The following is a 25,222-nucleotide window of genomic DNA, read 5'->3' on the forward strand; positions in this document are numbered from 1 at the left end:
TAGTTGAGAATCCATTATTATGAGCGAAGAAAGTAAGAGAAGAGAGGCACTGATATACCACGCAAAACCTACTCCAGGTAAAATTAAAGTTGTTCCAACCAAAAAATATGCGAGTCAAAGAGACTTATCCTTGGCTTACTCTCCAGGAGTTGCAGAGCCTTGTTTGGAAATTGAAAAAGACAAAAATCAAGTTTATAGATATACCGCTAAGGGAAACTTAGTCGCTGTTATTTCCAACGGAACAGCAGTTTTAGGATTAGGGAATATTGGTCCTGAAGCCTCTAAACCTGTAATGGAAGGGAAAGGCCTACTCTTTAAAATTTTTGCTGATATTGATGTGTTTGACATTGAGGTTGATACCGAAAATGTGGATGCATTTATAGAAACTGTTAAAAATATAGCACCAACCTTTGGAGGTATTAATCTTGAGGATATCAAAGCTCCTGAAGCGTTTGAAATTGAGCGTCGACTGAAAGAAGAGCTGGATATTCCAGTAATGCATGATGACCAACATGGTACTGCAATAATATCTGCGGCAGCACTAATAAATGCCTTGGAACTGGCTAATAAAAACATTGAGGATGTAAAAATTGTGATAAGTGGTGCGGGTGCGGCAGCCATTTCTTGTTCACGTCTATACCAATCTTGTGGCGCGAAAAGAGAAAATATGGTAATGCTGGATAGCAAAGGTGTGATTAGGCAAGACCGTGATAACCTTACATCCCAAAAGGCTGAATTCGCCACTCATAGAAAAATAGACACACTTGATGAAGCTATGGTTGATGCTGATGTGTTTATCGGACTTTCCATGGCAGATATTGTTACGCCTGAGATGCTTAAAACCATGGCGAAAGACCCTATTGTGTTTGCTATGGCAAATCCAGATCCTGAGATTAAATACCAATTGGCCGTTGATACTAGGGATGATATCATTATGGCAACAGGTCGAAGCGACCATCCTAATCAGGTAAATAATGTCTTAGGGTTTCCTTTCATATTTAGAGGAGCTTTGGATGTTCGTGCAACAGGAATTAATGAGGCAATGAAAATGGCTGCGGTAAAAGCCTTGGCTGCTTTAGCCAAAGAACCTGTGCCAGAGCAGGTAAATGTGGCTTACGAACAAACGCGTTTGGCTTTTGGTAGAAAATATATCATTCCTAAACCTTTTGATCCTCGCTTAATTGCTGAAATTCCACCAGCCGTTGCAAAAGCAGCAATGGAAAGTGGTGTTGCCCAAACTGAAATTACTGATTGGAATAAATACAAGGATGCATTAAGAGAGCGTCTTGGTTCTGATAATAAGTTGGTAAGGTTGCTTTTAGGTCGTGCAAAATTGAACCCAAAACGCGTAGTATTTGCTGAAGCAGACCAATTAGCAGTGTTAAAAGCAGCTCAAATAGCACATGAGGAAGGTATAGCTATCCCTATTCTATTGGGTAGAAAAGAAACGATTGAAGATTTAATGAAGGAGATTGATTTTGAAGCTGATGTAACCATAATAGACCCAAAAACTGAAGAAGAAAACGAGCGCAAAAACCGTTATGCCAAAGTATATTGGGAACAGCGTAAACGTCGTGGGGTTACATATTACGCGGCACAACGATTGATGCGAGAGCGTAATTATTTTGCAGCTATGATGGTGAATGAAGGCGATGCAGACGCTTTAATCTCTGGGTACTCTAGAAACTATCCTTCAGTAGTAAAGCCTATGTTAGAGCTTATTGGTATGGCTAAGGGAGCTACAAGAATTGCAACCACTAACGTTATGATGACCAAAAGAGGGCCAATGTTTGTGAGTGATACATCAATCAACATAGATCCAACGGCGAAGGATTTAGCTAAAATTGCTGTAATGACTTCAAAAGTGATAAAGACTTTTGGTTTTGAGCCAGTAATAGCCATGACATCATATTCAAACTTCGGTTCCTCAGGAAACCCGAGGGCTTCAAAAGTAAGAGAAGCTGTAGCGTTACTGCATCGTAATTATCCAGATTTGGTTGTGGATGGCGAATTGCAAACAGACTTTGCTCTAAATGATGAAATGTTGCGCGATCAATTTCCGTTTTCAAAACTGGTAGGTAGAAAAGTAAATGGGTTGATTTTTCCAAACTTAGATGCTGCAAATATTACTTACAAACTTTTAAAGGAACTTAATGAAGCAGATTCCATTGGGCCAATTATGATGGGAATGAAAAAACCAGTACACATTTTACAGCTGGATGCTAGTGTAGATGAAATCGTAAATATGACCGCAGTTGCTGTTGTTGATGCACAGAATAAGGAAATGTGGGAGCTAGAAAAAGATATTTCCTAATGTTTGAAACGCAAATAATTTCATTACATTTGGCAGGTTAAGAGGGAAATTAATGATTACACATATTCAAGGAAAACTTGTTGAAAAGAACCCAACAGATGTTGTTATAGATTGCAATGGTGTGGGGTATTTGCTGAATATTTCTTTACATACCTATTCTCAAATTCCTGATAAAGAATTCTTAAAGTTATATACACATTTGCAGGTAAAAGAAGACTCGCATACCCTTTTTGGGTTTTCTTCAATTGCAGAGCGCGAAATTTTTAGGTTATTGATTTCTGTAAGTGGTATTGGCGCAAGTACGGCAAGAACTATGTTGTCCTCGCTTTCACCTAAACAGGTAAGAGAAGGCATTGCATCAGAAGATGTCGCGCTAATTCAATCCATTAAAGGTATCGGGGCTAAAACCGCCCAACGTGTAATTATAGATTTAAAAGATAAAATTTTAAAGATTTACGATATAGACGAAGTTTCGGTTTCTCAAGACAATACCAATAAGAATGAAGCGTTATCTGCTTTAGAAGTTCTTGGTTTTGCAAAAAAGCAAGCAGAGCGTGTTGTGGATAAAATTATGGTATCACAACCTGATGCAACTGTAGAAACCATTATAAAACAAGCCTTAAAAAATTTATAAGAGATTTTGAACATAACTAACCATAGCTGTCATAAATCGATTAAAACCTACGTTGCCCTCATTGCCCTCCTGCTTTTATCGGTATCGGTATGGGCGCAGCAACCTGCTCAAGATTCTACAAAAACAGGCTTTAGTTTAGGAAACATCAAATTCCCTAAACTTAATGGGATTGAATCTAAATATACGTACGACCCTGTTACAGACAGGTACATATACACCGAAAAAATAGGTGAGTTCAATATCAATTATCCTATCATTTTAACACCAAAAGAGTTTAAGGATTTGGTGGCTAAGGAGAATCTAAGAAACTACTATAAAGAAAAAATTGACGCTTTTGATGGTAAGAAGAAAGGTGCTGAAGACGAGCAGAAAAATTTGTTGCCAGAGTTTTATGTAAACTCGGGCTTTTTTGAAACTATTTTTGGAGGGAATACTATTGAAGTAGTGCCACAAGGTTCGGTTGAAATGGATTTGGGTGTACTTTTTTCAAGACAAGATAATCCATCTTTCTCGCCAAGAAACCGTAGTAATTTCACTTTTGATTTTGACCAACGTATCAGTCTAAGCCTTTTAGGTAAAGTAGGTACACGTCTTCAAGTAAACGCTAATTACGATACACAGTCCACCTTCGATTTTCAAAATATTATAAAATTAGATTATACGCCAACGGAGGATGATATCATTCAAAAAATAGAGGTTGGTAACGTAAACATGCCATTAAACAGTTCCTTAATTACAGGAGCTCAGAGTTTATTTGGTGTAAAAGCGCAACTGCAATTTGGTAGAACAACGGTAACAGGCGTGTTTTCTGAGCAACAATCACAAGGAAATACAGTTGTAGCCCAAGGCGGAGGAACTTTGGAGGAGTTTGATTTTTTCATAAGAGATTATGATGAAAACCGACACTTCTTTTTAGCACAATATTTTAGGGACACCTACGACGAAGCGTTAAGAAATTACCCTTTTATTAATAATAGAGGATTGCAAATTACCCGTTTAGAAGTATACATCACCAACCGAAGTAATAGAACCGACAATGTTAGAAATGTGGTGGCGTTACAAGATTTAGGAGAAAGTGATAAACTGTTTTCTCCATTTGTAAATGTTACTGCTGGCCCTGGTGCGTTTCCTGATAATGGGAATAACAATTTAGACCCAACTGCCATTGGTAGTGGTTCTGTTTTAACGGAGGCTATTCGAGATATTGCAACCGCACAACAAGGTTTTGGCGCCATACAGAACAATGTTAATGAAGGTTCTGATTATGGGAAAATTGAAAATGCAAGAAAACTACAAAACGGACAAGAGTATAGGTTTAATGCAGACTTAGGGTATATTTCCTTAAATCAACGTTTAACAGCTGATGAGGTTTTAGCGGTAGCCTATCAATTTACAGTTGGCGGTCAGGTATATCAAGTTGGTGAATTTGCAAACGACGGTGTTAATCCTAATGAAGTTGAAACCAATAATCAAGGGCAAGTTACACAGGTTACCAATAAAGCTTTGGTACTAAAAATGCTTAAAAGTAGTGTTACCAATGTACAGCAACCTATCTGGGATTTAATGATGAAAAACATCTATGATACGGGCGCTTTTAACTTAAGTCAGGATGATTTCACATTAAACATTTTTTATAATGAAGCCTCGCCTTTAAACTTTATCACACCTGTTGAAGGCACAACATTTCCACTATTTGATAATCATACACCAACAACACCAGGAGATGACAAAGAAATAGAGGAAACCACGTTGATACGGTTGTTCAATTGGGATAATTTGAACTTTAATAATGACCCACAAGGCAATGGTGATGGGTTTTTCGACTTTGTTCCGGGTATAACGGTACAGCCTCAAAATGGAAAAATTGTATTTACAAAAGTAGAGCCTTTTGGACGTTACCTCTTTGATGTTTTAGATGATGATAATAATCCAAACAATAATGATGCGGATTATGAAGCAGATGTTTACACCAACCCAAATCAGGAAAAATACGTTTACGATATTCTTTATAAGAGTACAAAAATTGCGGCATTAGAAGAGGCAGATAAAAATAAGTTCAAGCTAAAAGGGCGTTATAGCTCAAGTGGTGGCGGTGATGGTATTCCAATAGGTGCTTTTAACGTGCCCCGTGGTTCGGTAAGGGTTACCGCTGGCGGACGTGTATTAATTGAAGGTGTAGATTATACCGTAAATTATCAGTTGGGGCGTGTTCAAATTTTAGATGAAGCCTTAAAAGCATCCAATACACCAATACAAGTTTCTACTGAAAATAACGCCGTATTTGGGCAACAAACCAGACGTTTTACAGGGATAAATATAGAACATAAATTCAATGATAATTTTGTATTAGCGGGTACACTTTTAAACTTGAACGAACGCCCAATTACACAAAAGGCAAATTTTGGTTCAGAGCCTATCAATAATACTATTTTCGGTTTTAACGGTAACTTTTCTTCTGAAGTGCCTTTCCTTACTAGAATGGTAAATAAGTTACCTAATATTGATACAGACGTGCCATCCAATATTTCCCTAAGGGGAGAATTTGCGTATCTAGCACCGGGAGCACCAAATGGTACAGACCTTAATGGGGAAGCCACCTCATATATTGATGATTTTGAAGGTACACAAAATGCCATAGATTTAAAAGCACAACAATCTTGGTTTTTATCAAGTAGACCTTTAGACTTAAATAATTCTCCAGGGGATGACAATGCTGGTATCCAAAACGGTTATGGTAGAGGTATGCTAAACTGGTATACTATCGATCCCATTTTTTATAGCGTGAGACGACCAGATGGCGTTTCTGATGAAGATTTATCAAGCTTGTATACAAGTCGCGTGTTTATCAATGAATTATTCCCTGAGCAAGATTTGGTACAAGGGCAAAATTCAATATTATTCACTTTAGATTTAGCCTATTACCCAGAAGAACGTGGGCCTTATAATTTTAATCCGACAGCTAATAGCACTCCAGCTACTGATCGTTGGGCAGGAATTACACGTCAATTAACCTCTACAGATTTAGAACAAGCCAATGTGGAATACATTGAGTTTTGGCTGCAAGACCCTTTTCAGGAAAATCCAGCTAACCCTGGCGGGAAGTTGGTGTTCAACTTAGGGAATATTTCAGAAGACGTGGTAAAGGACGGAAGAAAGCTTTACGAAAATGGTTTGCCAGAAGATGGCGATATAAGCCTATTACCCCAAACAGATTGGGGAACTGTAGTGCCATTAAATCAGTCTTTAGTTTACGCATTTGACACAACAGGTCAGGAGCGTACTAACCAAGATGTAGGTTACGACGGTTATAGTGATGCTGATGAAATTCAAGAATTTGGAACAGCATTTGGAGACGACCCCTCAAATGATAACTACACCTTCTTCCTAGATGCCGAAGGTGGTATTTTTGAGCGTTACAAACAATTCAACGGTGTAGAAGGTAACACTCCAGATGTGTTTACAGATACGCAGAGAGCAAATAATCCACAACCTGATGTAGAGGATATTAACCGAGATAACACAATGAATACCATTGATAGTTATTACGAATACGAACTCGATATCACCCCCGCAACCTTAAATATTAATAACGAATTTATCGTTGATACAAAAAATGTTGAGGCGCAAAGTGAGGATAACAGACGTATTCTGGAAAATGGCGAAGTGGTGTACCCAAAATGGTATTTGTTCAGAATCCCAGTTACCAAAAGCACAAGAGCAGTTGGTGGTATTACCGATTTTCGATCAGTGCGTTTCGTAAGAACCTATTTAAAAGACTTTAATCAAAATACGGTATTCCGTTTTGGAACCTTAGATTTGGTAAGAAGCGATTGGAGACGTTATAACCAAACACTACAGGCCAACAATGATGATCCATCAGATGATGACACAGATTTTTCGGTGGGTATCGTCGGGACTATCGACAACGAAGGATCTTATGTAAGGCCACCAGGCATTGAGCCAGAGCAGCTGTTCAACAATAACACAGTAGTGCGCCAAAATGAGCAAGCCTTGGTAGTTAATGTGTGCGATTTAGAGTCTGAAGATTCTCGAGCAGTATTTAAAAATATTAGTATTGATATGCGTCAGTATAAACGCTTAAGAATGTTTTTACATGCGCAAGATGATGAATACGGTTTCACCGATACAAGCGCTGAACGTCTAGTTGGATTCATGAGAATTGGAAATGATTTGAATGATAACTACTATCAAATTGAAATTCCCTTAGTAAAATCTCCAAATGGTTCTTTAAGACGTGAAGATGTATGGCCATTTGAAAACGAAATTAATTTACCACTTGATATTCTAGGTAAAATTAAAGCTGAAGGAATAGCCAGCGGTACCCTGCTTGATGGCGAACCTACGTATTACGATGTTGTTGGTGATGATATAGTTGAAGTTACAAATTCGCTTACGGGATATGTTACTGGCCAACACCGTGTCGCCATAAAAGGAAATCCAAACTTTGGGGATGTAAGAACATTGATGGTGGGTGTTAAAAATGCTACAAATAGCGATGTTTGTGCCAAAGTATGGTTTAATGAATTACGATTATCTGATTTGGACAATGAAGGTGGTTGGGCAGCAGTTTTGGCATTGGATAGTAATGTAGCAGATTTTGCAAATGTAAGTGCTACAGGTAGAATGAGTACTTCTGGCTTTGGAGGATTGGAACAAGGCCCTAGCGAACGTGCTCTTGAAGATGTACAGCAATATGATGTGGTAACCAACATAAATGCGGGACAATTGTTGCCGAAGAAATGGGGCGTGCAGATTCCGTTTAACTATGCTCAAAGTGAAGAATTAATCACACCAAAATTCGATCAGTTTTATAAAGATTTAAAATTACAAGACCGTATTGATGCTGAAGATACTCAGGAAGGTAAAAATCGTGTAAAAGAACAATCAGAAGATTATACAAGACGTCAAAGTATCAATTTAATCGGCGTTAGAAAAAACAGGACCACCGATAAGACACCAAGATTTTATGATGTTGAAAATTTCACTTTTAACTATTCATACAATAAGGTTGAGCATCGAGATTTTGAAATTGAAAATTCAGTAAATAAAACGTTGAGAGCTGGTGCAAACTACGCCTTCAATTTTAATCCTGTTACCATAGAACCTTTTAAGAAAAACGATTCGCTGTTCACAGGAAAATACTGGAAGTTTTTAAAGGAGTTCAATTTGAATTTACTACCCACAAGTTTTGCAGTGAATACAGATATTAATAGACAATTTAACCGTCAAAAATTTAGAGAAATAGATTTAACGGGTGGCAACATTGGCGTTGAGGAATTATTTCGTAGAAATTATACGTTTGATTTTCAATATACTATAAACTATAACTTAACGAAAGCACTACAATTAAACTTCACGGCAGCAAATAATAACATTGTTAGAAATTACTTCTTAGGTGATGATTTAATTGCTGGAGAACAAGACCCAAGACTTGATGTATGGGACGGACTTCTAGATATTGGAGACCCTAACAGGCAAACCCAAAGTTTAGGTATCAATTACCAATTGCCTATTAACAAAATACCAACCTTTAGTTTTATCGATGCCACATATCAATACAATGGGGACTTTCAATGGCAAAAAGGGTCAGATTTTTTTGAAAGACCATTAGCTGATGGTGGTATAGGTGGACCAGCGCATACTGTTCAAAATTCCAATACTCATAATTTAAATACGAGTTTGGATATGCGACGCCTGTATAAATACATAGGTTTGGAAAAGAAACCAACACGTACGGTGAGAACGCGCACCAGAAGTACTGGCGGACCTCCGGGAACCAAGGAAGGTGATGTAAAAAAACCTAGAAGTAAAAATAAACCTGGAACAAAATTATTAAACGCGGGGATTGATATTTTAACCAGTATTAAGCGTGTACAAATTAACTATTCTGAAAATAACGGAACATTTATTCCAGGTTACACCAGAACTCCTGGTTTTGTTGGGACATTAAAACCATCATTTGGTTTTACCTTTGGTTCACAAAGTGATATCAGGCAGGAAATTGCCAGACGTGGTTGGTTAACATCGTTTCAAGAATTTAACCAACAATTCACACAAACCCATAGCGAGCAGTTGGATATTTCAGCAAGTTTGGAACCCGTAAGGGATTTAAAAATTGATATTTCTGGAAACAAAACCTATTTTGAGAATTTTGCCGAAAATTTTAGAGTTGATCCAGTATCACGCGATTATATTGCGTTAACACCAAATACTTTCGGAAACTTCAACATTTCAACAGTTATAATAAAAACAGCTTTTGGTAAAAGTGATGAAACAGGCTCTGATGCATTTAACGATTTTAGAGCAAACAGGCTTACTATTGCACGACGTGTTGCTGCTGCAAGGGGTGCCGATGTAAATGATGTGGATGCAGAAGGTTTTCCTCGTGGTTTTGGTAAAAATAGTCAGGCAGTATTATTACCAGCGTTTTTAGCGGCATATAGTGGTCAGGATGCAAACAGCGTTAATCTTGATGCTTTTAGGAGTGTGCCTATCCCAAATTGGGATTTAAAATATACAGGTTTTATGAAATTCGCTTGGTTTAAAAAGAATTTCAGACGTTTTTCAATTACGCACGGGTATCGCTCTAGTTATAATATCAATCAATTTCAGACAAACTTGGATTTTAACGGCATAGACTATTCGCTAGGATATGATGCTCCTGAAAATAATGATACCAAAGACCAATCAGGTAATTATAAAAATGAGCGTCTGTTCAGTAATATTAACCTAACGGAAATGTTCAGTCCATTGGTTAGAATAGATATGGAAATGAAAAATTCCATGAAGATTTTGGCTGAGGTTAGGAAAGACAGATTACTTTCTTTAAGCTTTGATAATAATTTATTAACCGAAGTTATTGGCAACGAATATGCCTTAGGTTTAGGATATCGTATTAAGGATGTGCGTATCAAATCAAAATTGGCAGGTGCTAAAAAGCGTATTGTAAGCGATTTAAATATGAAGGCTGATATCTCGGTAAGAGATAATAAAACCATAGTACGCTATTTAGATTTAGAAAATAATCAGGTCACCTCAGGACAAACCATTTGGGGTCTTAAATATTCAGCAGATTATGCTTTTAGCCGAAATTTAACTGCTATTTTCTACTTCGATTATGCCTTTGCAGATTATGCCATTTCAACAGCCTTTCCGCAAACCACTATTCGTTCAGGCTTTACTTTGAGGTATAACTTTGGGAATTAATCCTCGTGATCCTGAGGGGAAAGTGCAAATGTGTCTTCCGGTATCTTAGGCTAAACAATTAAATATATATTTGAAATCTAATTTCGAATAGATACATTTGTAAACAATACTTTTTTAAACTTTTATAATGAATATACCATCAGAATTAAAATACACCAAAGACCACGAGTGGGTAAGAATAGAAGGTGATTTGGCCATCGTAGGCATTACCGATTTTGCACAAAGCGAACTAGGTGACATCGTTTATGTTGAAGTAGAAACATTGGATGAGACCTTGGATGCCGATGAAATTTTTGGAACCGTAGAAGCCGTTAAAACCGTTTCTGATTTATTTTTACCATTATCTGGAGAAATAGTGGAGTTCAATGAAGCTTTAGAAGACGAGCCAGAAAGTGTAAATTCTGATCCTTATGGCGATGGATGGATGATAAAAGTGAAATATTCTGATGCTTCTCAAATTGAAGGATTGCTATCTGATGAGGCATACAAAGAATTGATTGGTGCTTAAAAAGGCAGCTTTATTCCTTGCCATTCCTTATACCATTGCATTAGCAACGGTAAGTTTAATCAATTTAAGTGGAAAATTACCAGATGTTGAAGTTGATTACGCTGATAAGATATTCCACTTTTTAGCTTATGCCATTCTTTGTTTACTGTGGTACGCAGTATTTCGTTTCAGTAAAAATCAACCAAAGAAAAAAGCGGTTTTAAACGCAGTACTTTTTGCTGTTATATTTGGTATAATTCTTGAGGTATTACAAGGTACATTGACCACTCACAGATCGCTTGATGTTTATGATGCCATAGCAAACAGTTTAGGAGCATTGCTAACAGGAGCGCTTTTGTTGATGAAAGGGGGAATACAAGTTAAAAATGGATAAAGGCTTGTTTTTTTCCTAAATAAGTAGTTATTTTAGCAATCTGGAAAAACAATAAAATTATGGAACCTAAAAAAAATCCGAAAGCTAACGTAGGCAGAAACAGTGGTTTGTTTTTTGCTATAGGTTTAGCACTTATGCTGTTTTTAGCATATTACTCTATCAATTATAAGACCTATGACAAGTCTGATATTGATATAGGACAATTGAACTTAGAAGAAGAGTTAGAAGAGGAAATTCCATTAACGCAACAAATTGTAACACCTCCACCGCCACCTCCGCCACCAGCAGCTCCAGAAGTCATTGAAGTTGTTGAGGATGAAGAAGAAGTTGAGGAAACTGTAATTGAGTCTACCGAGGTTGACCAAGAAACAGAAATTGTTGAGGTTGAAGAAATTGAAGTAGAAGAAGTAGAAGAAGATATCGAGGTACCATTTGCAGTAATTGAAAATGTTCCAGTATTTCCAGGATGTGAAAAAGGGAATAATGCAGCTAAGAAAAAATGTATGTCTGATAAGATTGCGAAGTTTGTAAACAGAAAGTTTAATACAGAATTGGCTGGAGATTTAGGATTATCAGGTAGACAGCGTATCAACGTTATATTTAAAATTGACAAAACAGGTAATATTACAGGTGTAAGAGCCAGAGCACCACACCCTGGATTGGAAAAAGAAGCAAAACGTGTGATTAGCTTACTGCCAAAAATGAAACCAGGTAAACAAAGAGGTAAGCCTGTTACAGTACCTTACTCATTACCTATTATTTTCCAGGTACAAGATTAAAATTAGTTCTGCTTAAGCAGCGATTAGAATAAATAAAATCCCGTTACATAATTTGTAACGGGATTTCTTTTTTGGTATGCTTCTTGTGATTTTATCATAATATTAACATTATAACTATGATAATAAAACGAGTAAGAACCATTTACTGTTTTTCGCATGCTAACAGTTCTTAATCTTATGAATTTTATTAGTGAAACTCTATTTTGGAAAATTGCGTAGCAATAGATTCAAAATAGTTAGTTGAACTAATCCCGCTTTTTCAGCGGGATCTTAGATTCAGCAGTTTCTCTTCATTGTAGTTTTAGAAAAATCACAACAAATGAAAAATTCAAAACAATCTCACGACATCGTTCGGCAAAACGATGATAGCGTGAAACAATCACATCGGCATGATGCAAATTTACAAAAAAACTCTACCCTCTATTTTCAAGTAGGCCTCATAGTTTGTCTTTTAGCCGCTATTGGTCTGTTGGAAATGCAATTTGAAACAAAAACAACGGACATTGCTTTAGAGCACAAAAAACCAACCGATGTTTTTGATATGGAGGCAATTAATTTTAAACCTTACGAGGAACCAAAGCAAAAACAGCGTGTCGAAAAACAGGAGAAAGCAGCAAAGAAGTTTATTGATAAGATTGAAGAAGTCAAAAATGATACAGATTTACCTGAAGATATTGTTGAGACCCTTGAAGAAGCAACTTCAGATGTTCCTATAGATCCTTCAACATTCAACAAGATAGAGAAACCTATAGAAGAGGTTTTTGATATTAGAGCTGTAGAGCAAGTTCCAATATATCCCGGTTGTGAAAATAAGAAAGGTAATAAAGCGAGGAAAAAATGTATGTCTGATAAAATAGGCAGATTAGTGCAAAAGCGATTCAACGGTGGCATTATAGCTTCTCGAGAAGGTTTATCTGGTACGCAGAGGATTTTTGTACAATTTCAAATTGATAAATTAGGTTACGTTACCGATATTAAAACGAATACTAAAAGTGTAAGATTAGGAGACGAAGCACAAAGAGTAGTGAATAAAATTCCACAAATGCTGCCAGGTAAGCAAAACAATAAACCTGTAAGTGTTCGGTACACTTTACCCATTACATTTATTGCAGAGTAACATTATAATTTAGCATGCATAAAGCCGTTATCTTTTTTTAGATAATGGCTTTTTTAGTGAAATTCAATTTTGAGAAGTTTAAAGAACGTATTCAACATTGTAAATTGAACTAATCCCGCTGGATAGCGGGATATTCTTAAGAAAATACACTATCTTTCAATCCAAAATGTAATCATATCCATTATATGAAATGAGCTATTGCAATAATGTTGATTTTTTTACCAAAATATCCAATAGCGAATTACATCTGACCTTTTAAAAACAATAAAATTTATCAGATGAAACAATTTGTTGCCCTTCTACTTTTTATTTCCCATTACACTGCATTTTCCCAAAATGATGTTGCTTATGAAAAGCCTCCTGTTTTCCCAGAATGTTCTACAGCAACCATTGATAGTTTGCAATCATGTTTTGATAAAAACGTATTTCAGCACATAAAGGATAATTTTAAGGTGCCTCAAAAAGTATCCAAGGAAAATTACAAGGGCAAAGTGGTTGTGCTTTTTGAAGTTGATGCCACGGGTACCTTTAGAGTGATGTTTGTCGATGCGATGTACGATGAATTGAAACAGGAAACCCAGAGAGTTTTTGGGTTATTGCCCAAAATAAAACCGGCGACATACAGCGGACGAAAAACGTTTAAGCAATACTCCATATCAATTCAAATTCCTATTGAAGATTTCAAATTACAAAGCTCAAAAAAAGTAAACGAAGTTAATGCAATTGAGCAACGAGTACTTGCTGCAAAACAAGAATTTGATAGCATAAACAATACACTTATACCTTATACAAACAAAGCATTAACCAGTCAGTTAAACATTCAGTTTACCCATAGCGATTATGCACGTTTTGATCGCGCAATGAATCTTATAGGCACTAACAGCCATACTGCACAAAAACCGTTTTTGTACACCGATGTGTCTAAATATCATGATTTTGAGGCCGAACGAGAACGCTTAAAAAGAGATACAAATACTTGGGTAGGTAAAAAGTTGTGGAACGAACATTTGGTGCAATTGCAGGGAAAGGATTACTGGTTCACGATTGACCCTATTTTTGATTTACAATTAGGTTCCGATTCTGAAATTGGTGGTACTTACAATAATACCAGAGGATTTATGGTTCAAGGTGGTTTAGGTAAAAAACTAAACTTCTATTCCACGGTTTTTGAAAGTCAGGGGCGTTTTGCAGGTTATGTAAACCGTTATATTGAGAGTATTCGAGCATCAGGATCTGAGCCTATAGTTCCCGGTAGAGGTGTTTCAAAACGTTTTAAAACGGATAGTTATGATTACCCGGTGGCAGAAGCGTATTTATCCTATTCGCCGGCTAAATTTCTAAATGTACAGTTTGGTCATGGCAAAAATTTCATAGGTGATGGCTATCGTTCTCTGCTTTTGAGTGATGTTACAAGTCCGCACCCATTTTTAAAACTCAACACCAATTTTTGGAAAATAAAGTATACCAACACATTTATGTGGATGCGTGATGTACGTCCAGAAGTTCTTGAAGATGGTGCATTTTTAACAAAATATGTTGCTAATCATTACTTAAGTTGGAATGTGTCCAAACGGCTAAACTTAGGATTGTTTGAATCCGTTGTATGGAGAAATAGTAACAACCGTGGTTTTGATGTTAACTACCTTAATCCCATTATTTTTTACCGCGCCATTGAGTTTGAAACAGGTCAGGATGCAGGAAATGCGTTATTGGGGGCATCTGTTAAATATAAGTTTACAGATAACATAAACGCCTATGGACAATTTATTCTAGATGAATTTTCATTAGGCGATATAAAAGCTGGAGAAAAAAGTTGGAAAAACAAATATGGATATCAATTAGGTATTAAATATTTTAATGCATTTAAGGTTGATAATTTGTTGTTGCAATTAGAGTATAACCGTATTCGCCCTTATACCTATTCCCATAACAGCATTGTGTTAAACTATGCACATAATAATCAACCGTTGGCGCATTTATGGGGTGCTAATTTTAGCGAATTGATTGTAATTGGCCGTTACCGCTACAACCGTTGGTATGGCGATGCACGATTTATTTTTGGCACCAGAGGTTTTGACTTTAATGATGGTACCGACAATTTTAGTTATGGAGGCGATATTTATAGAAATGAACAGGACAGACCTTTTGAAACTGGGGTGAACGTAGGGCAAGGTATAAATACGAAAACGTTTTTTGCTAATTTACAGGCTGGCTATGTGGTAAATCCGGCATCAAATCTTAAGGTTTTTACCGACATAACCATTAGAAATTTTAATCCAGAAGCTATAACAACCAGTACATTTAAAAACAACACCTTTTGGTTAAACTTTGGAATTCGTACGGATTTGTTTAATTGGTATTTTGATAATTAATTCTTCTTCAAACTCCTATAAAACGTCCTCTTAATTTTCTCGGAATTAATAAAACAACAGCCATAATCTAAAGCATCATAGGTTTTAGTGATGGTATTGTTAGCAGCAACTTCATCCTCAGTTTTACCTTTTTTAATTTCTGCTAGAACATTGGCCTTTAAAGTCTCCAACATCTTTAAAAAAGTTTCGTATTCTGCTTTGTTTGATAATGCGCCATGACCCGGAATGATTTTCGTGTTTTCATCAACCAGCATTAACCCCGTTTTTACAGCATTGATGTAACCGTCAACGCTTCCACCAGATTTTAAATCCATGTAGGGGTAGCGTCCATTAAAATAAGTATCGCCAGTATGCAGCACATTACTTTCTGTAAAGTATAATAGTGCATCGCCATCAGTATGTGCGCTATCTACATGAATAACCACGACGGTTTCACCATTCATCTGCACGCTTAGTTTATCATTAAAGGTGATAACAGGTAATGCTATTGCAGGACTTTTTTCTTTCAATCGTTTTTTTACATTATCGTGAGCCATTATTGTAGCACCCAGATTTCCAAAGTTTTCGTTACCTCCGGTATGATCACCATGGTGGTGGGTGTTCATAACATATTTTATAGGTTTATCACTCAGTTGCTTTAAGGCTGCTACAATTTTATCTGTTAAGGGAGCGAATTGGTCATCAATAATTAAAATACCGTCCTCTCCCACAGAAACACCAATATTGCCACCGGCACCAACAAGCATATACGTGTTATCGGTAAGTTTTGTAGTTGTAATGGTTACTTTATCCCATCGTGATTGTGCCGTAATATTGAAGAGGTTAAAAACGATAAAAATAAGTGCAGAAACTGATTTTAAAATGCTCATAGTAATTTGAATTAAGTCACTAAAAGTTAAAGATATTAAAAATGAACCTAACATTGTGGAAATAGGTTTTATAGAGTATCTTTGCACTCGCATTTAAGTATCATGGCTTTGAGCAACACAAAAACTTCGGTAACAACGCCTTCTGTAATTTCAGATTTTAAGGAAATTACCAAAATGCGTTTGTCTGTTAGCGTTGTGTTTTCATCGCTTGCGGGCTATTTACTAGGTGTGGATGTTGTTGATTTTAAAGTGCTGTTGCTATTGGCCTTAGGCGGTTATTTTATGGTAGGTGCTTCAAATGGTTTTAACCAAATTATAGAAAAAGATTTGGACGCCTTAATGAACCGCACTAAAAACCGCCCAATTCCGGCGGGACGCATGAGCGTTACTACAGCATTTATTATCTCATCTATTTTTACGCTTTTAGGCATTATCATTTTATACAGCATCAATAAGCAAACTGCGATGTTTGGTGCTATTTCCATTTTTTTATACACCTGTGCTTATACACCTTTAAAAACAAAAACGCCATTAGCCGTTTTTGTTGGGGCCATTCCTGGAGCTATTCCATTTATGCTGGGGTGGGTTGCGGCGACCGATGATTTTGGTATTGAACCGGGCACCTTGTTTGCGCTACAGTTTTTTTGGCAATTCCCCCATTTCTGGGCTATAGGTTGGTTTTTGTATGACGACTATAAAAAAGGCGGATTTTTTATGTTACCAACAGGAAAGCAAGACAAAGGTACAGCAGTACAAACCATAATGTATTGCATTTGGACGGTGATAATTTCAATACTACCAGTATTTGGTTTTACGGGAAGGCTACAACTATCAATAGTAGCAGCCATACTTGTGTTTGGTTTAGGGCTTTGGATGATATATTATGCGGTACGCCTATTTAGATTGATGACCGAAAAGGCGGCAAAACAGTTGATGTTGGTAAGTGTATCGTACATTACGTTGGTACAGATTGTTTATGTGATTGATAAATTTATAGCTTAAGATGGATTTAACCCAAGGAACACCACAGGAAAAGAATAGTAGAGCAAAAAAGATGATGCTATGGTTTGGTATAGTGTCATTAATTATGAGTTTTGCAGGATGGACGAGTGCTTTTTTGGTAAGTCGTTCTAGACCTGATTGGGTTAAAGATTTTGAATTGCCTAATGCATTTATCATAAGTACGGTAGTTATTATTTTAAGTAGCATTACTTTTATACTTGCAAAGCGGGCATTAAAAGGTGGCAATAGAAATGGCACTACCATTTTGTTGTTGACGACGCTTGCTCTAGGTGTTGTGTTTATATTAAATCAGTTTTCTGGATTTCAGCAGATTATTGATTTGGGCTATAATTTTACAGGTCCAACAAGCAACGTAACGATGAGTTACATTTATTTAATTGCATTTGTGCATATTTTACATGTGGTAGTTGGATTAATTTGTTTATTGGTTGTAATTTATAATCATTTTAAACAAAAGTATAATGCCGAAAATATGCTTGGTTTTGAATTGGCTGCTACCTTCTGGCATTTTATTGATATCCTTTGGGTGTACTTATTTTTATTCTTGTATTTTGTGAGCTAATAATACGCTGATAACCTTGGTTTTACTTGAAAAACAAGACTTTGGCAAGTGCGCCTGCGTTAGGGATTGCAGCGATAGCTTTTGGCGAGGCGCGCATCGAGCCAAAACTACCAGCGGAAAGCCCGACCCGACCCTAGGAGGGGAACGCCCAAATTGAAATTAATGAGTTTTTAATTTTTAGAGAGTGATATTTCGTTAGATGAATAAAATGATTATTTTTGTGCAACTTTTAAATAATAACCATTATATATGAGTACAGTAGCAGTAGAAGGCAAAACTTGGGGGGGAGGTAACCAACCTTTGAAGGCAAGTTATGGAAAAATGATGATGTGGTTTTTCATTGTTTCCGATGCATTAACGTTCTCTGGGTTTTTAGCGGCCTACGGATTTTCTAGATTTAAGTTTATCGATTCGTGGCCAATTGCCGATGAGGTGTTTACGCACTTTCCGTTTTTACATGGTGTAGATGCACCGATGTATTATGTGGCGTTTATGACGTTTGTACTTATTATGTCGTCTGTAACCATGGTATTGGCGGTAGATGCAGGTCATCATTTAAACAAAGCTAAGGTGACGTTTTACATGTTTTTGACTATTATTGGCGGTATTATATTTGTTGGCTCTCAGGCTTGGGAGTGGAATACATTCATCAATGGTGATTATGGCGCTGTACAAACCAAGGGCGGTAATATTTTACAGTTTGGTAAGTACATTGAAAAAGATGGAGAACAAGTATTTAAGCGTGTTGCGGTAAGAGATTTTGCAGTTAATGCCCATGGAGAGCGCGTAAGACATGAACGCAAAAACGGATTATGGTTTGTAAGCGAAGGTACTTTACCTACTTACAGCATGGATGAGGTGATACATGGATTACAAGCTAATAAGGATATACAAGTTAGAACTCAAATTATAAACGAAGAAGGTGAGAAAACTGTGTTATCTAGAGAGGAATCCATAAACCAAATCATGAAAAACGGGAAGGTTTATGTTGAAGGTGCAAATCTTAAAGTAAATGAATATGGGTCTCCATTGTTTGCCGATTTCTTTTTCTTTATAACAGGCTTCCACGGATTTCACGTATTTTCAGGAATTGTTATCAATATCATCATTTTCTTTAATGTAGTTTTAGGTACTTACGAAAAGCGTAAGAGCTATGAAATGGTTGAAAAAGTTGGTTTATATTGGCACTTTGTAGATTTAGTTTGGGTATTTGTATTTACATTCTTCTACTTAGTTTAATTTAAAAATTACGCCTCTAAGTTAGTTGAGGCAACACATAAAAATTGTCATTCCCTTGAAAACGGGAATCTAAATAATAAAAATTTAAAATGGCACACGAGCATAAATTAGAAATATTTAGAGGCTTATTGAAGTTTAAAAGCAATACTCAAAAAATTTGGGGTGTTTTAATTTTACTTTCTATTGTAACTGCAATTGAAGTTGCATTGGGTATACTTAAGCCAGATTGGTCTATGAGCCAAATTTTGGGCATGAAGCTTTTAAACTGGATATTCATTTTATTAACCATTGTAAAAGCGTACTATATTACTTGGGATTTTATGCATATGCGCGATGAAACCAAAGGGTTAAGACGCATGGTGGTATGGACAGCTATCTTCCTAATTATTTACTTGATCTTTATTCTTTTGCAAGAAGGTGGATACGTATTTGATGTTTATAAGGATGGTTATATAAAAAGAGATTTTTAAGCACAATTTCGTGTTAAAATATATAATGAAGGTGGTTTTTAAGAACCACCTTTTTTATTTTTGCAAAACATTTACTTAAAGCTAGTATCTAGGTTTTATGAATTATAAAAAAGCAGGTATATACGCAATTTTAGTCATTCTTTTTTTTCTTCCAGTTACCTTTCTATTGTTTCTGTATCCAGCTACCCATAATTATACACCTCTTGATATTGTAAATGAAAATGTAAAGGACTTAAATGGGTTTTCTTCAGATGCTGAAGAGGATATTCTTTTAAAAGATCACATCACAGTTTTAAGTTTTTTGGGAACGAAACCTATGGAACGGTTAACCGCCATGTCTAATTTAAAGGAGCTGGTTTATGATAAGTTCAAAGGGTTTAAAAAATTTCAAATAGTATTAGTTGCTCCTATAGAAAGTAAAGAAGATGCAGAACAACTACGAAAAGAAATCAGTCTTTATGAGGATTTACGCTTTTTACATCTTGTCTACGGTACGCCAGAGCAAGTAACAAAAGTATTTAATAGCTTGAAGTATGGCACGCCTTTAAATACCAATTATGCTACGGATGACGTTTTTATCATAGATAAGGATTTGATTCAACGTGGACGCATTGACGATAGGGAAGACCGCGAAATTGAGAAGAACAAACCCGTCTACGGGCTTAATTCATACAACTGTATAGAAGTGGCTACCATTAAAAATAAAATGAGCGAGGACTTACGTATTTTGTTTACCGAATACAGACAAAAGCGTAAAGGAGAATTTAACTCTGATACAAGAAGAGCTGATGATTTAAAAGGAGACGATGAAGAAAACTAATTATTCTTACATAGGGATTGCATTCGTTATTTTAGTTTTTGGTATTTGGTTTGTACCAAGAATTGTAGATAGAATAAATAATGATGATGTATCTCGTAAAGAAAGCAGAAGCGACCAGAAGCGTGAAACAGTAACCTCTAAAGCATCAGGTTTGGCTTTTATTGAAAATAATGGTGTAAAGAGAAAGGTTCCTGAGTTTAGTTTTACAAACCAAAGAGGGAAAACTATAACCAACAAAGATTATGAGGGAAAGGTTTATGTGATAGAGTTCTTTTTCACTACATGCCCAACGATTTGTCCTAGAATGAATAATAACCTAGTAAAAATTCAAAACACGTTTAAGGATTTTGAGAATTTTGGTGTGGCATCATTTACGATAAATCCAGAGCATGATACGCCAGAAGTATTACAAGCTTATGCTGACACTTATGGTATTACAAACCCTAATTGGCATTTATTGACTGGAAAGAAAGATGAAATTTACAAGCTAGCTAATGAAGGATTCTACATTTATGCAGCAGAAAATGCCTCAGTTGAAGGTGGATTTGAACATTCTGGTAACTTTGCATTAATTGATAAGAATGGATTTATTCGCTCAAGAAAAGATGGATTTGGAAACCCAATAATTTATTATCGTGGGATAACTTCAGAAGAAGAAGGTGCTGATGATAATGGCGAAGCAGAACAAATAAGTATATTAAAAGAAGATATAAAGAAGTTGCTAAATGAATAATTCTAAAGCCTTACTGGATGAAAAAAAATACAACAAGTTAATTGTTGTATTATCCATAGCCATTCCCGTAGTTGTTGCGGCATTGTTTGGTATTAAGATTGATGCAGAATTACCTATATTTTTACCACCTATTTATGCAACGATTAATGCTATAACAGCTTTAGTTTTGGTATGTGCATTTATTGCAATAAAGAAAAAAAAAATAAAGTTGCACGAACGTTTGATAAAGTTTGCCATTATGTTGTCTGTTTTGTTTTTGGTGATGTATGTGGCATATCATATGACGAGTGATTCTACAAAATTTGGTGGCGAAGGTACTATTGCGTATGTGTACTATTTTATATTAATCACACATATTCTATTATCAATAGTGGTTATCCCTTTTATTTTAATTACTTACGCAAGAGCAATTACCAACAATATTGAAAAGCATAAAAAAATAGCTAAAATTACATTTCCATTATGGCTTTATGTGGCTATTACGGGTGTAGTAGTTTATATTATGATTTCGCCTTACTATTAATAAAACGCTGCTTCGAGGAGCAAGTTTTGTGAACTCGAAGTAGTTAGTTGAATTAATACTGCTGGATAACAGGATCTTTTTAAATTAAAATGAAAAAAATAATTCTCATTCTATTTTTTCTTCTCTTTTTCCTAAAGAGCAGCGCCCAATGTGCCATGTGTAGAGCGGTTTTAGAAAGTGAGGAAGGACAAACCGCTGCCGAGGGTATCAATAATGGTATTATGTATTTAATGGCTATTCCCTACATCTTGGTTGCGGGAATTGGATACCTGATTTACAGGAAGTTCTATAAGTTAAAAAAGTAATAAAAGTTTTTTTTAGCATTTTATGTAACATTTTTTTGTAATTGTAGTCTTATTGCAAAGTACATCTGTTAAAATTGACTAATTTAACATTCTAATCAATCAAAAAATGCTTAAAATCAATCAGTTACACAAATCCTATAAAATAGGAGATTCCAGCTTACATGTATTAAAGGGAATAGATTTGTCAGTAGAAGAAGGCGAAATGGTTGCTATCATGGGGTCTTCGGGTTCAGGGAAATCTACCTTGCTTAATATTATTGGCATGCTAGATGTGGCAGATTCAGGAGAGTACATTCTAGACGGCTTACCGATTGATAATCTTACAGAAAAGAAAGCCGCCGTTTATAGAAACAAATTCTTAGGTTTTATATTCCAATCCTTCAACCTTATCAATTATAAAAACGCGCTGGAAAACGTGGCACTTCCTTTATACTATCAAGGTTTAAAGCGCAAAAAGCGTCAAGAATTAGGCATGTTCCATCTAGATAAAGTTGGGTTAGCTGATTGGGCACATCATTTGCCTAAAGAATTATCTGGTGGTCAAAAACAACGGGTAGCCATTGCTAGGGCTCTAGCTGCAAACCCAAAATTGTTGTTGGCAGATGAACCTACAGGAGCTTTGGACACCACGACGTCATACGAAATTATGGAGTTTATTCAACAATTAAATGACGAAGGTAAAACCATTTTGATGGTAACCCATGAGGAAGATATTGCCAATATGTGTAAGAGAATTGTGCGTTTGAGGGATGGCGTTATCATGGAAGATAAAGCAATCACCCAAGTAAGAGCAAGTCAGTATGTTTGATTTAGACCTTTGGCGGGAAATATTTCAAAGTATTAACAAAAACAGAACGCGTAGTCTGCTTTCAGGCTTTACCATTGCGTTTGCTATTTTGCTATTTACCATTCTTTTTGGAATTGCCAATGGGCTTGAAAACACATTCATTGAGTTGTTTGGAACAGACGCTCAAAACTCTATAGTTATTTTTCCTGGAAGAACAACCAAGGCGCATAAAGGGATGCAGTCTGGTAGACGAATTAGATTTAAGAACGAAGATTACGATTACATATTAGAGGAGTTTGGAAATAATGTAGAATATATTACTTCTAAAGTAAACAGGAATGTTGAAGCATCCTTCAAAGGAGCAAAAGATTCTTATCAGGTAAGAGCTGTTCACCCTGAACACATGTACATAGAAAATAATATAGTTGAAAAGGGAAGATATATTAATAACTCAGATTTAGAAAACAGAACAAAGGTTGCTGTTATTGGACAAGTAATTGATGAAGATTTATTTGCTAATGTGGAATCTATAGGGAAATATATCAATCTTAATGGGATACCGTATAAAGTAGTTGGGGTTTTTTCAGATGACGAAGGAGATAACGAAGAAAAAGTTATATATACTCCCATCACCACTGCTCAAAGGGTTTATGGCAATAATGAGTATATAGATTTTATTCATTTGACTTACAATCCAAAGTTAAGTTATGATCAAGCTATTGCTTTTGGAAACTCGTTAACAAGAAAACTAAAAGATAAGTTTGATGTTGCCAGAGATGATCAAAGGGCTATTCGAGTGAGGAATTTTGCTGAGGGAACTAAAGGAGTAAGCCAAATGATGTTTGTGCTAAATATTATTGTACTCTTTATTGGTTCAGGAACACTAATCGCTGGTATCATGGGTATCAGTAATATCATGGTTTTTATAGTAAAAGAGCGTACTAAAGAAATTGGGGTTAGAAAAGCTTTGGGAGCTTCTCCCCGATCTATTGTATCTATAATTTTATTAGAATCTATTTTAATTACATCCATTGCCGGATATGTAGGTTTATTAATTGGAGCAGGAGTATTGAAGTTAGTAGGACCAGGCTTGAAAGAGTATTTTATAACAAATCCTGGAGTAGACACTGGTGTAGTTATAGGGGCGACTATCATATTGATAATATCAGGTGCTTTAGCTGGTTATTTACCAGCAAATAAAGCGTCTAAAATAAAACCAATCGTAGCACTAAGAAACGAATAAAATGATAAAGTTTTTATTTGATGGCGATACATGGCAAGAGTTGTACGATAGTATTCGTAAGAATAAGTTACGTACTCTTGTTACCATTTTTGGTGTTGGTTTTGGAATATTTCTATTGATAGTTTTGCTAGGTTCTGCTCGAGGTATGGAAAATTCCTTTAATAGACTTTTTGGTGATTTTGCTACTAATACCGTTTTTGTTTGGGGGCAAAGAACTGCTAAACCTTTCAAAGGGTTCCAAGAAGGTAGGAGAGTTAGGCTTACTTTGGATGATGCTTACAGAGTAGAAGATAATATTCCTGGGGTAGAGTTTGTTGTTCCTAGAAATCAGAGAGGTTCACAAGTTAATAGGGGGTTTCTATCAGGGACTTTTCAAATAGCAGGAGATTACCCGCTTTTGGACAAGGTGGAAAAAAAGAAGCTTATTCATGGACGTTTTATTAATGAGAACGACATGAAAAATAAAAGAAAAATAGCTGTGATTTCTGAGGATGTGTATAAGCAGTTATTCGAAAAAGATGAAAAAGCAATTGGAGAATATATAGAGATTAATGGTATTAACTTTAAAGTAGTAGGTGTCTTTAAAGTTTCTAATATCAATATGGGACCACCGATAAACATGCATATCCCCTTCACCACATTTCAACAAATTTTTAATCAGGCGGGTAGAATAGGTTGGATGGTTATTACCGCCAAACCTGAATTTAATATAGTTCAAGTAGAGAAGGATAGTAAATTATTGTTAAAAAACACGCATAAAATACATCCGGATGACAGAAGAGCATTTGGCAGTGCAAATGCTGGACAACAGTTTGCGAAAGTAACAGGGTTTTTAAAAGGTATGCAATTTTTAACATGGTTTGTAGGTATTGCAACTTTAATCGCGGGTGTTTTCGCTATTGGCAATATATTACTTATTACAGTTAAAGAACGAACAAAAGAAATAGGTTTAAGACGTGCCATAGGTGCCACTCCATTGGAGATTAAAAGTCAAGTTATACTTGAGGCTATAGTATTGTGCCTAATTGCTAGTATTATCGGAATTATATTTGGCGGTATTACCTTGATGATTATAAATGCAACAGCAGGACAAGGTCCAGATGCAACTCTAGTTAACCCTTCTGTATCTATTGCTGTGGTACTTGCGGCTCTGCTTATATTAATAATATTAGGAGTTTTAATAGGCTTAATTCCAGCCTTTAAAGCAACAAGTGTTAAGCCTATTGAAGCATTAAGAGAAGAATAAACAATCAAAAAAATGAACCTTCTACAAATAAATAATTGTTTTCAACTATGCAATGTCATTGTAGAAGCACCATTTGAC

The 25,222-nt window shown here is 35.9% G+C and carries 20 protein-coding genes; 19 read left to right on the top strand and 1 reads right to left on the bottom strand.

Features of this window, described 5'->3' with window-relative positions; all coding sequences use genetic code 11:
- The first annotated feature begins 19 nt into the window (after window positions 1-19).
- The 8 genes from EYD45_RS12410 to EYD45_RS12445 all read left to right on the top strand — a co-directional run bounded on the left by EYD45_RS12410 (window position 20) and on the right by EYD45_RS12445 (window position 15,324).
- Window positions 20-2,314, top strand: coding sequence for an NADP-dependent malic enzyme (locus EYD45_RS12410; RefSeq protein WP_130964878.1), 2,295 nt, complete (start codon window positions 20-22; stop codon window positions 2,312-2,314).
- 52 nt (window positions 2,315-2,366) lie between these two features.
- The gene (gene ruvA, locus EYD45_RS12415; RefSeq protein ID WP_130964879.1) at window positions 2,367-2,948 is read left to right on the top strand and encodes a Holliday junction branch migration protein RuvA; all 582 of its coding nucleotides are present in this window, start codon (window positions 2,367-2,369) and stop codon (window positions 2,946-2,948) included.
- 6 nt (window positions 2,949-2,954) lie between these two features.
- Complete coding sequence (sov, locus tag EYD45_RS12420; RefSeq protein WP_130964880.1) at window positions 2,955-10,175, top strand: T9SS outer membrane translocon Sov/SprA; 7,221 nt, start codon at window positions 2,955-2,957, stop codon at window positions 10,173-10,175.
- A gap of 127 nt (window positions 10,176-10,302) precedes the next feature.
- The gene (gcvH, locus tag EYD45_RS12425) at window positions 10,303-10,683 is read left to right on the top strand and encodes a glycine cleavage system protein GcvH (protein ID WP_130964881.1); all 381 of its coding nucleotides are present in this window, start codon (window positions 10,303-10,305) and stop codon (window positions 10,681-10,683) included.
- Window positions 10,676-11,056, top strand: coding sequence for a VanZ family protein (locus EYD45_RS12430; RefSeq protein WP_165453931.1), 381 nt, complete (start codon window positions 10,676-10,678; stop codon window positions 11,054-11,056). The genes gcvH and EYD45_RS12430 overlap by 8 nt, the downstream gene beginning before the upstream one ends.
- 59 nt (window positions 11,057-11,115) lie before the next feature.
- Window positions 11,116-11,835, top strand: a complete 720-nt coding sequence (locus tag EYD45_RS12435; protein ID WP_130964883.1) for an energy transducer TonB — start codon at window positions 11,116-11,118, stop codon at window positions 11,833-11,835.
- Window positions 11,836-12,154: 319 nt separating this feature from the next.
- The gene (locus EYD45_RS12440) at window positions 12,155-12,952 is read left to right on the top strand and encodes an energy transducer TonB (RefSeq protein WP_130964884.1); all 798 of its coding nucleotides are present in this window, start codon (window positions 12,155-12,157) and stop codon (window positions 12,950-12,952) included.
- A gap of 278 nt (window positions 12,953-13,230) precedes the next feature.
- The gene (locus tag EYD45_RS12445; RefSeq protein ID WP_130964885.1) at window positions 13,231-15,324 is read left to right on the top strand and encodes a gliding motility protein RemB; all 2,094 of its coding nucleotides are present in this window, start codon (window positions 13,231-13,233) and stop codon (window positions 15,322-15,324) included.
- Here the strand turns inward: EYD45_RS12445 and EYD45_RS12450 are convergent.
- Window positions 15,321-16,193 (bottom strand): MBL fold metallo-hydrolase, encoded by an 873-nt coding sequence (locus tag EYD45_RS12450; RefSeq protein ID WP_130964886.1) that lies wholly within the window; start codon window positions 16,191-16,193, stop codon window positions 15,321-15,323. The two genes, EYD45_RS12445 and EYD45_RS12450, sit on opposite strands and share 4 nt — an antisense overlap.
- Window positions 16,194-16,301: 108 nt before the next feature.
- On the opposite strand from EYD45_RS12450, the gene cyoE reads away from it, so the two are divergent.
- From cyoE to EYD45_RS12505, 11 genes are all read left to right on the top strand, one after another.
- Complete coding sequence (gene cyoE, locus EYD45_RS12455; RefSeq protein WP_394343500.1) at window positions 16,302-17,195, top strand: heme o synthase; 894 nt, start codon at window positions 16,302-16,304, stop codon at window positions 17,193-17,195.
- 1 nt (window position 17,196) lies between these two features.
- The gene (locus tag EYD45_RS12460; protein ID WP_130964888.1) at window positions 17,197-17,778 is read left to right on the top strand and encodes a cytochrome c oxidase subunit 3; all 582 of its coding nucleotides are present in this window, start codon (window positions 17,197-17,199) and stop codon (window positions 17,776-17,778) included.
- A gap of 249 nt (window positions 17,779-18,027) precedes the next feature.
- Window positions 18,028-19,017: a cytochrome c oxidase subunit 3 gene (locus EYD45_RS12465; protein WP_130964889.1), complete on the top strand. Its 990-nt coding sequence runs from the start codon at window positions 18,028-18,030 to the stop codon at window positions 19,015-19,017.
- An 89-nt stretch (window positions 19,018-19,106) separates the two neighbouring features.
- Window positions 19,107-19,487, top strand: a complete 381-nt coding sequence (locus EYD45_RS12470; RefSeq protein WP_130964890.1) for a cytochrome C oxidase subunit IV family protein — start codon at window positions 19,107-19,109, stop codon at window positions 19,485-19,487.
- A 97-nt stretch (window positions 19,488-19,584) separates the two neighbouring features.
- Entirely contained in the window at window positions 19,585-20,307 is a 723-nt protein-coding gene (locus EYD45_RS12475; protein WP_130964891.1) for a hypothetical protein, read from the top strand.
- Complete coding sequence (locus tag EYD45_RS12480) at window positions 20,294-21,040, top strand: SCO family protein (RefSeq protein ID WP_130964892.1); 747 nt, start codon at window positions 20,294-20,296, stop codon at window positions 21,038-21,040. The genes EYD45_RS12475 and EYD45_RS12480 overlap by 14 nt, the downstream gene beginning before the upstream one ends.
- Window positions 21,033-21,563: a DUF420 domain-containing protein gene (locus tag EYD45_RS12485; protein ID WP_130964893.1), complete on the top strand. Its 531-nt coding sequence runs from the start codon at window positions 21,033-21,035 to the stop codon at window positions 21,561-21,563. The genes EYD45_RS12480 and EYD45_RS12485 overlap by 8 nt, the downstream gene beginning before the upstream one ends.
- 89 nt (window positions 21,564-21,652) lie before the next feature.
- Window positions 21,653-21,868: a hypothetical protein gene (locus tag EYD45_RS12490; protein WP_130964894.1), complete on the top strand. Its 216-nt coding sequence runs from the start codon at window positions 21,653-21,655 to the stop codon at window positions 21,866-21,868.
- A 106-nt stretch (window positions 21,869-21,974) separates the two neighbouring features.
- Window positions 21,975-22,676 carry an ABC transporter ATP-binding protein gene (locus EYD45_RS12495; protein ID WP_130964895.1) on the top strand — a complete coding sequence of 234 codons (702 nt, stop codon included), beginning with the start codon at window positions 21,975-21,977 and terminating at the stop codon, window positions 22,674-22,676.
- Window positions 22,669-23,898 (top strand): ABC transporter permease, encoded by a 1,230-nt coding sequence (locus EYD45_RS12500; protein ID WP_130964896.1) that lies wholly within the window; start codon window positions 22,669-22,671, stop codon window positions 23,896-23,898. The genes EYD45_RS12495 and EYD45_RS12500 overlap by 8 nt, the downstream gene beginning before the upstream one ends.
- Window position 23,899: 1 nt before the next feature.
- The gene (locus tag EYD45_RS12505) at window positions 23,900-25,144 is read left to right on the top strand and encodes an ABC transporter permease (protein WP_207303312.1); all 1,245 of its coding nucleotides are present in this window, start codon (window positions 23,900-23,902) and stop codon (window positions 25,142-25,144) included.
- Window positions 25,145-25,222: the final 78 nt, after the last annotated feature.

The sequence above is a fragment of the Hyunsoonleella flava genome, from assembly GCF_004310325.1.
GTDB classification, from domain to species: Bacteria; Bacteroidota; Bacteroidia; order Flavobacteriales; family Flavobacteriaceae; genus Jejuia; species Jejuia flava.

Bases quoted from the DNA above. Each gene is read 5' to 3' on its own strand.
- EYD45_RS12410 (WP_130964878.1), top strand. From the start codon at position 20: ATGAGCGAAGAAAGTAAGAGAAGAGAGGCACTGATATACCACGCAAAA.
- ruvA (WP_130964879.1), top strand. From the start codon at position 2,367: ATGATTACACATATTCAAGGAAAACTTGTTGAAAAGAACCCAACAGAT.
- gcvH (WP_130964881.1), top strand. From the start codon at position 10,303: ATGAATATACCATCAGAATTAAAATACACCAAAGACCACGAGTGGGTA.
- EYD45_RS12435 (WP_130964883.1), top strand. From the start codon at position 11,116: ATGGAACCTAAAAAAAATCCGAAAGCTAACGTAGGCAGAAACAGTGGT.
- EYD45_RS12440 (WP_130964884.1), top strand. From the start codon at position 12,155: ATGAAAAATTCAAAACAATCTCACGACATCGTTCGGCAAAACGATGAT.
- EYD45_RS12445 (WP_130964885.1), top strand. From the start codon at position 13,231: ATGAAACAATTTGTTGCCCTTCTACTTTTTATTTCCCATTACACTGCA.
- EYD45_RS12450 (WP_130964886.1), bottom strand. From the start codon at position 16,193: ATGAGCATTTTAAAATCAGTTTCTGCACTTATTTTTATCGTTTTTAAC.
- EYD45_RS12460 (WP_130964888.1), top strand. From the start codon at position 17,197: ATGGATTTAACCCAAGGAACACCACAGGAAAAGAATAGTAGAGCAAAA.
- EYD45_RS12465 (WP_130964889.1), top strand. From the start codon at position 18,028: ATGAGTACAGTAGCAGTAGAAGGCAAAACTTGGGGGGGAGGTAACCAA.
- EYD45_RS12470 (WP_130964890.1), top strand. From the start codon at position 19,107: ATGGCACACGAGCATAAATTAGAAATATTTAGAGGCTTATTGAAGTTT.
- EYD45_RS12475 (WP_130964891.1), top strand. From the start codon at position 19,585: ATGAATTATAAAAAAGCAGGTATATACGCAATTTTAGTCATTCTTTTT.
- EYD45_RS12480 (WP_130964892.1), top strand. From the start codon at position 20,294: ATGAAGAAAACTAATTATTCTTACATAGGGATTGCATTCGTTATTTTA.
- EYD45_RS12485 (WP_130964893.1), top strand. From the start codon at position 21,033: ATGAATAATTCTAAAGCCTTACTGGATGAAAAAAAATACAACAAGTTA.
- EYD45_RS12490 (WP_130964894.1), top strand. From the start codon at position 21,653: ATGAAAAAAATAATTCTCATTCTATTTTTTCTTCTCTTTTTCCTAAAG.
- EYD45_RS12495 (WP_130964895.1), top strand. From the start codon at position 21,975: ATGCTTAAAATCAATCAGTTACACAAATCCTATAAAATAGGAGATTCC.
- EYD45_RS12500 (WP_130964896.1), top strand. From the start codon at position 22,669: ATGTTTGATTTAGACCTTTGGCGGGAAATATTTCAAAGTATTAACAAA.
- EYD45_RS12505 (WP_207303312.1), top strand. From the start codon at position 23,900: ATGATAAAGTTTTTATTTGATGGCGATACATGGCAAGAGTTGTACGAT.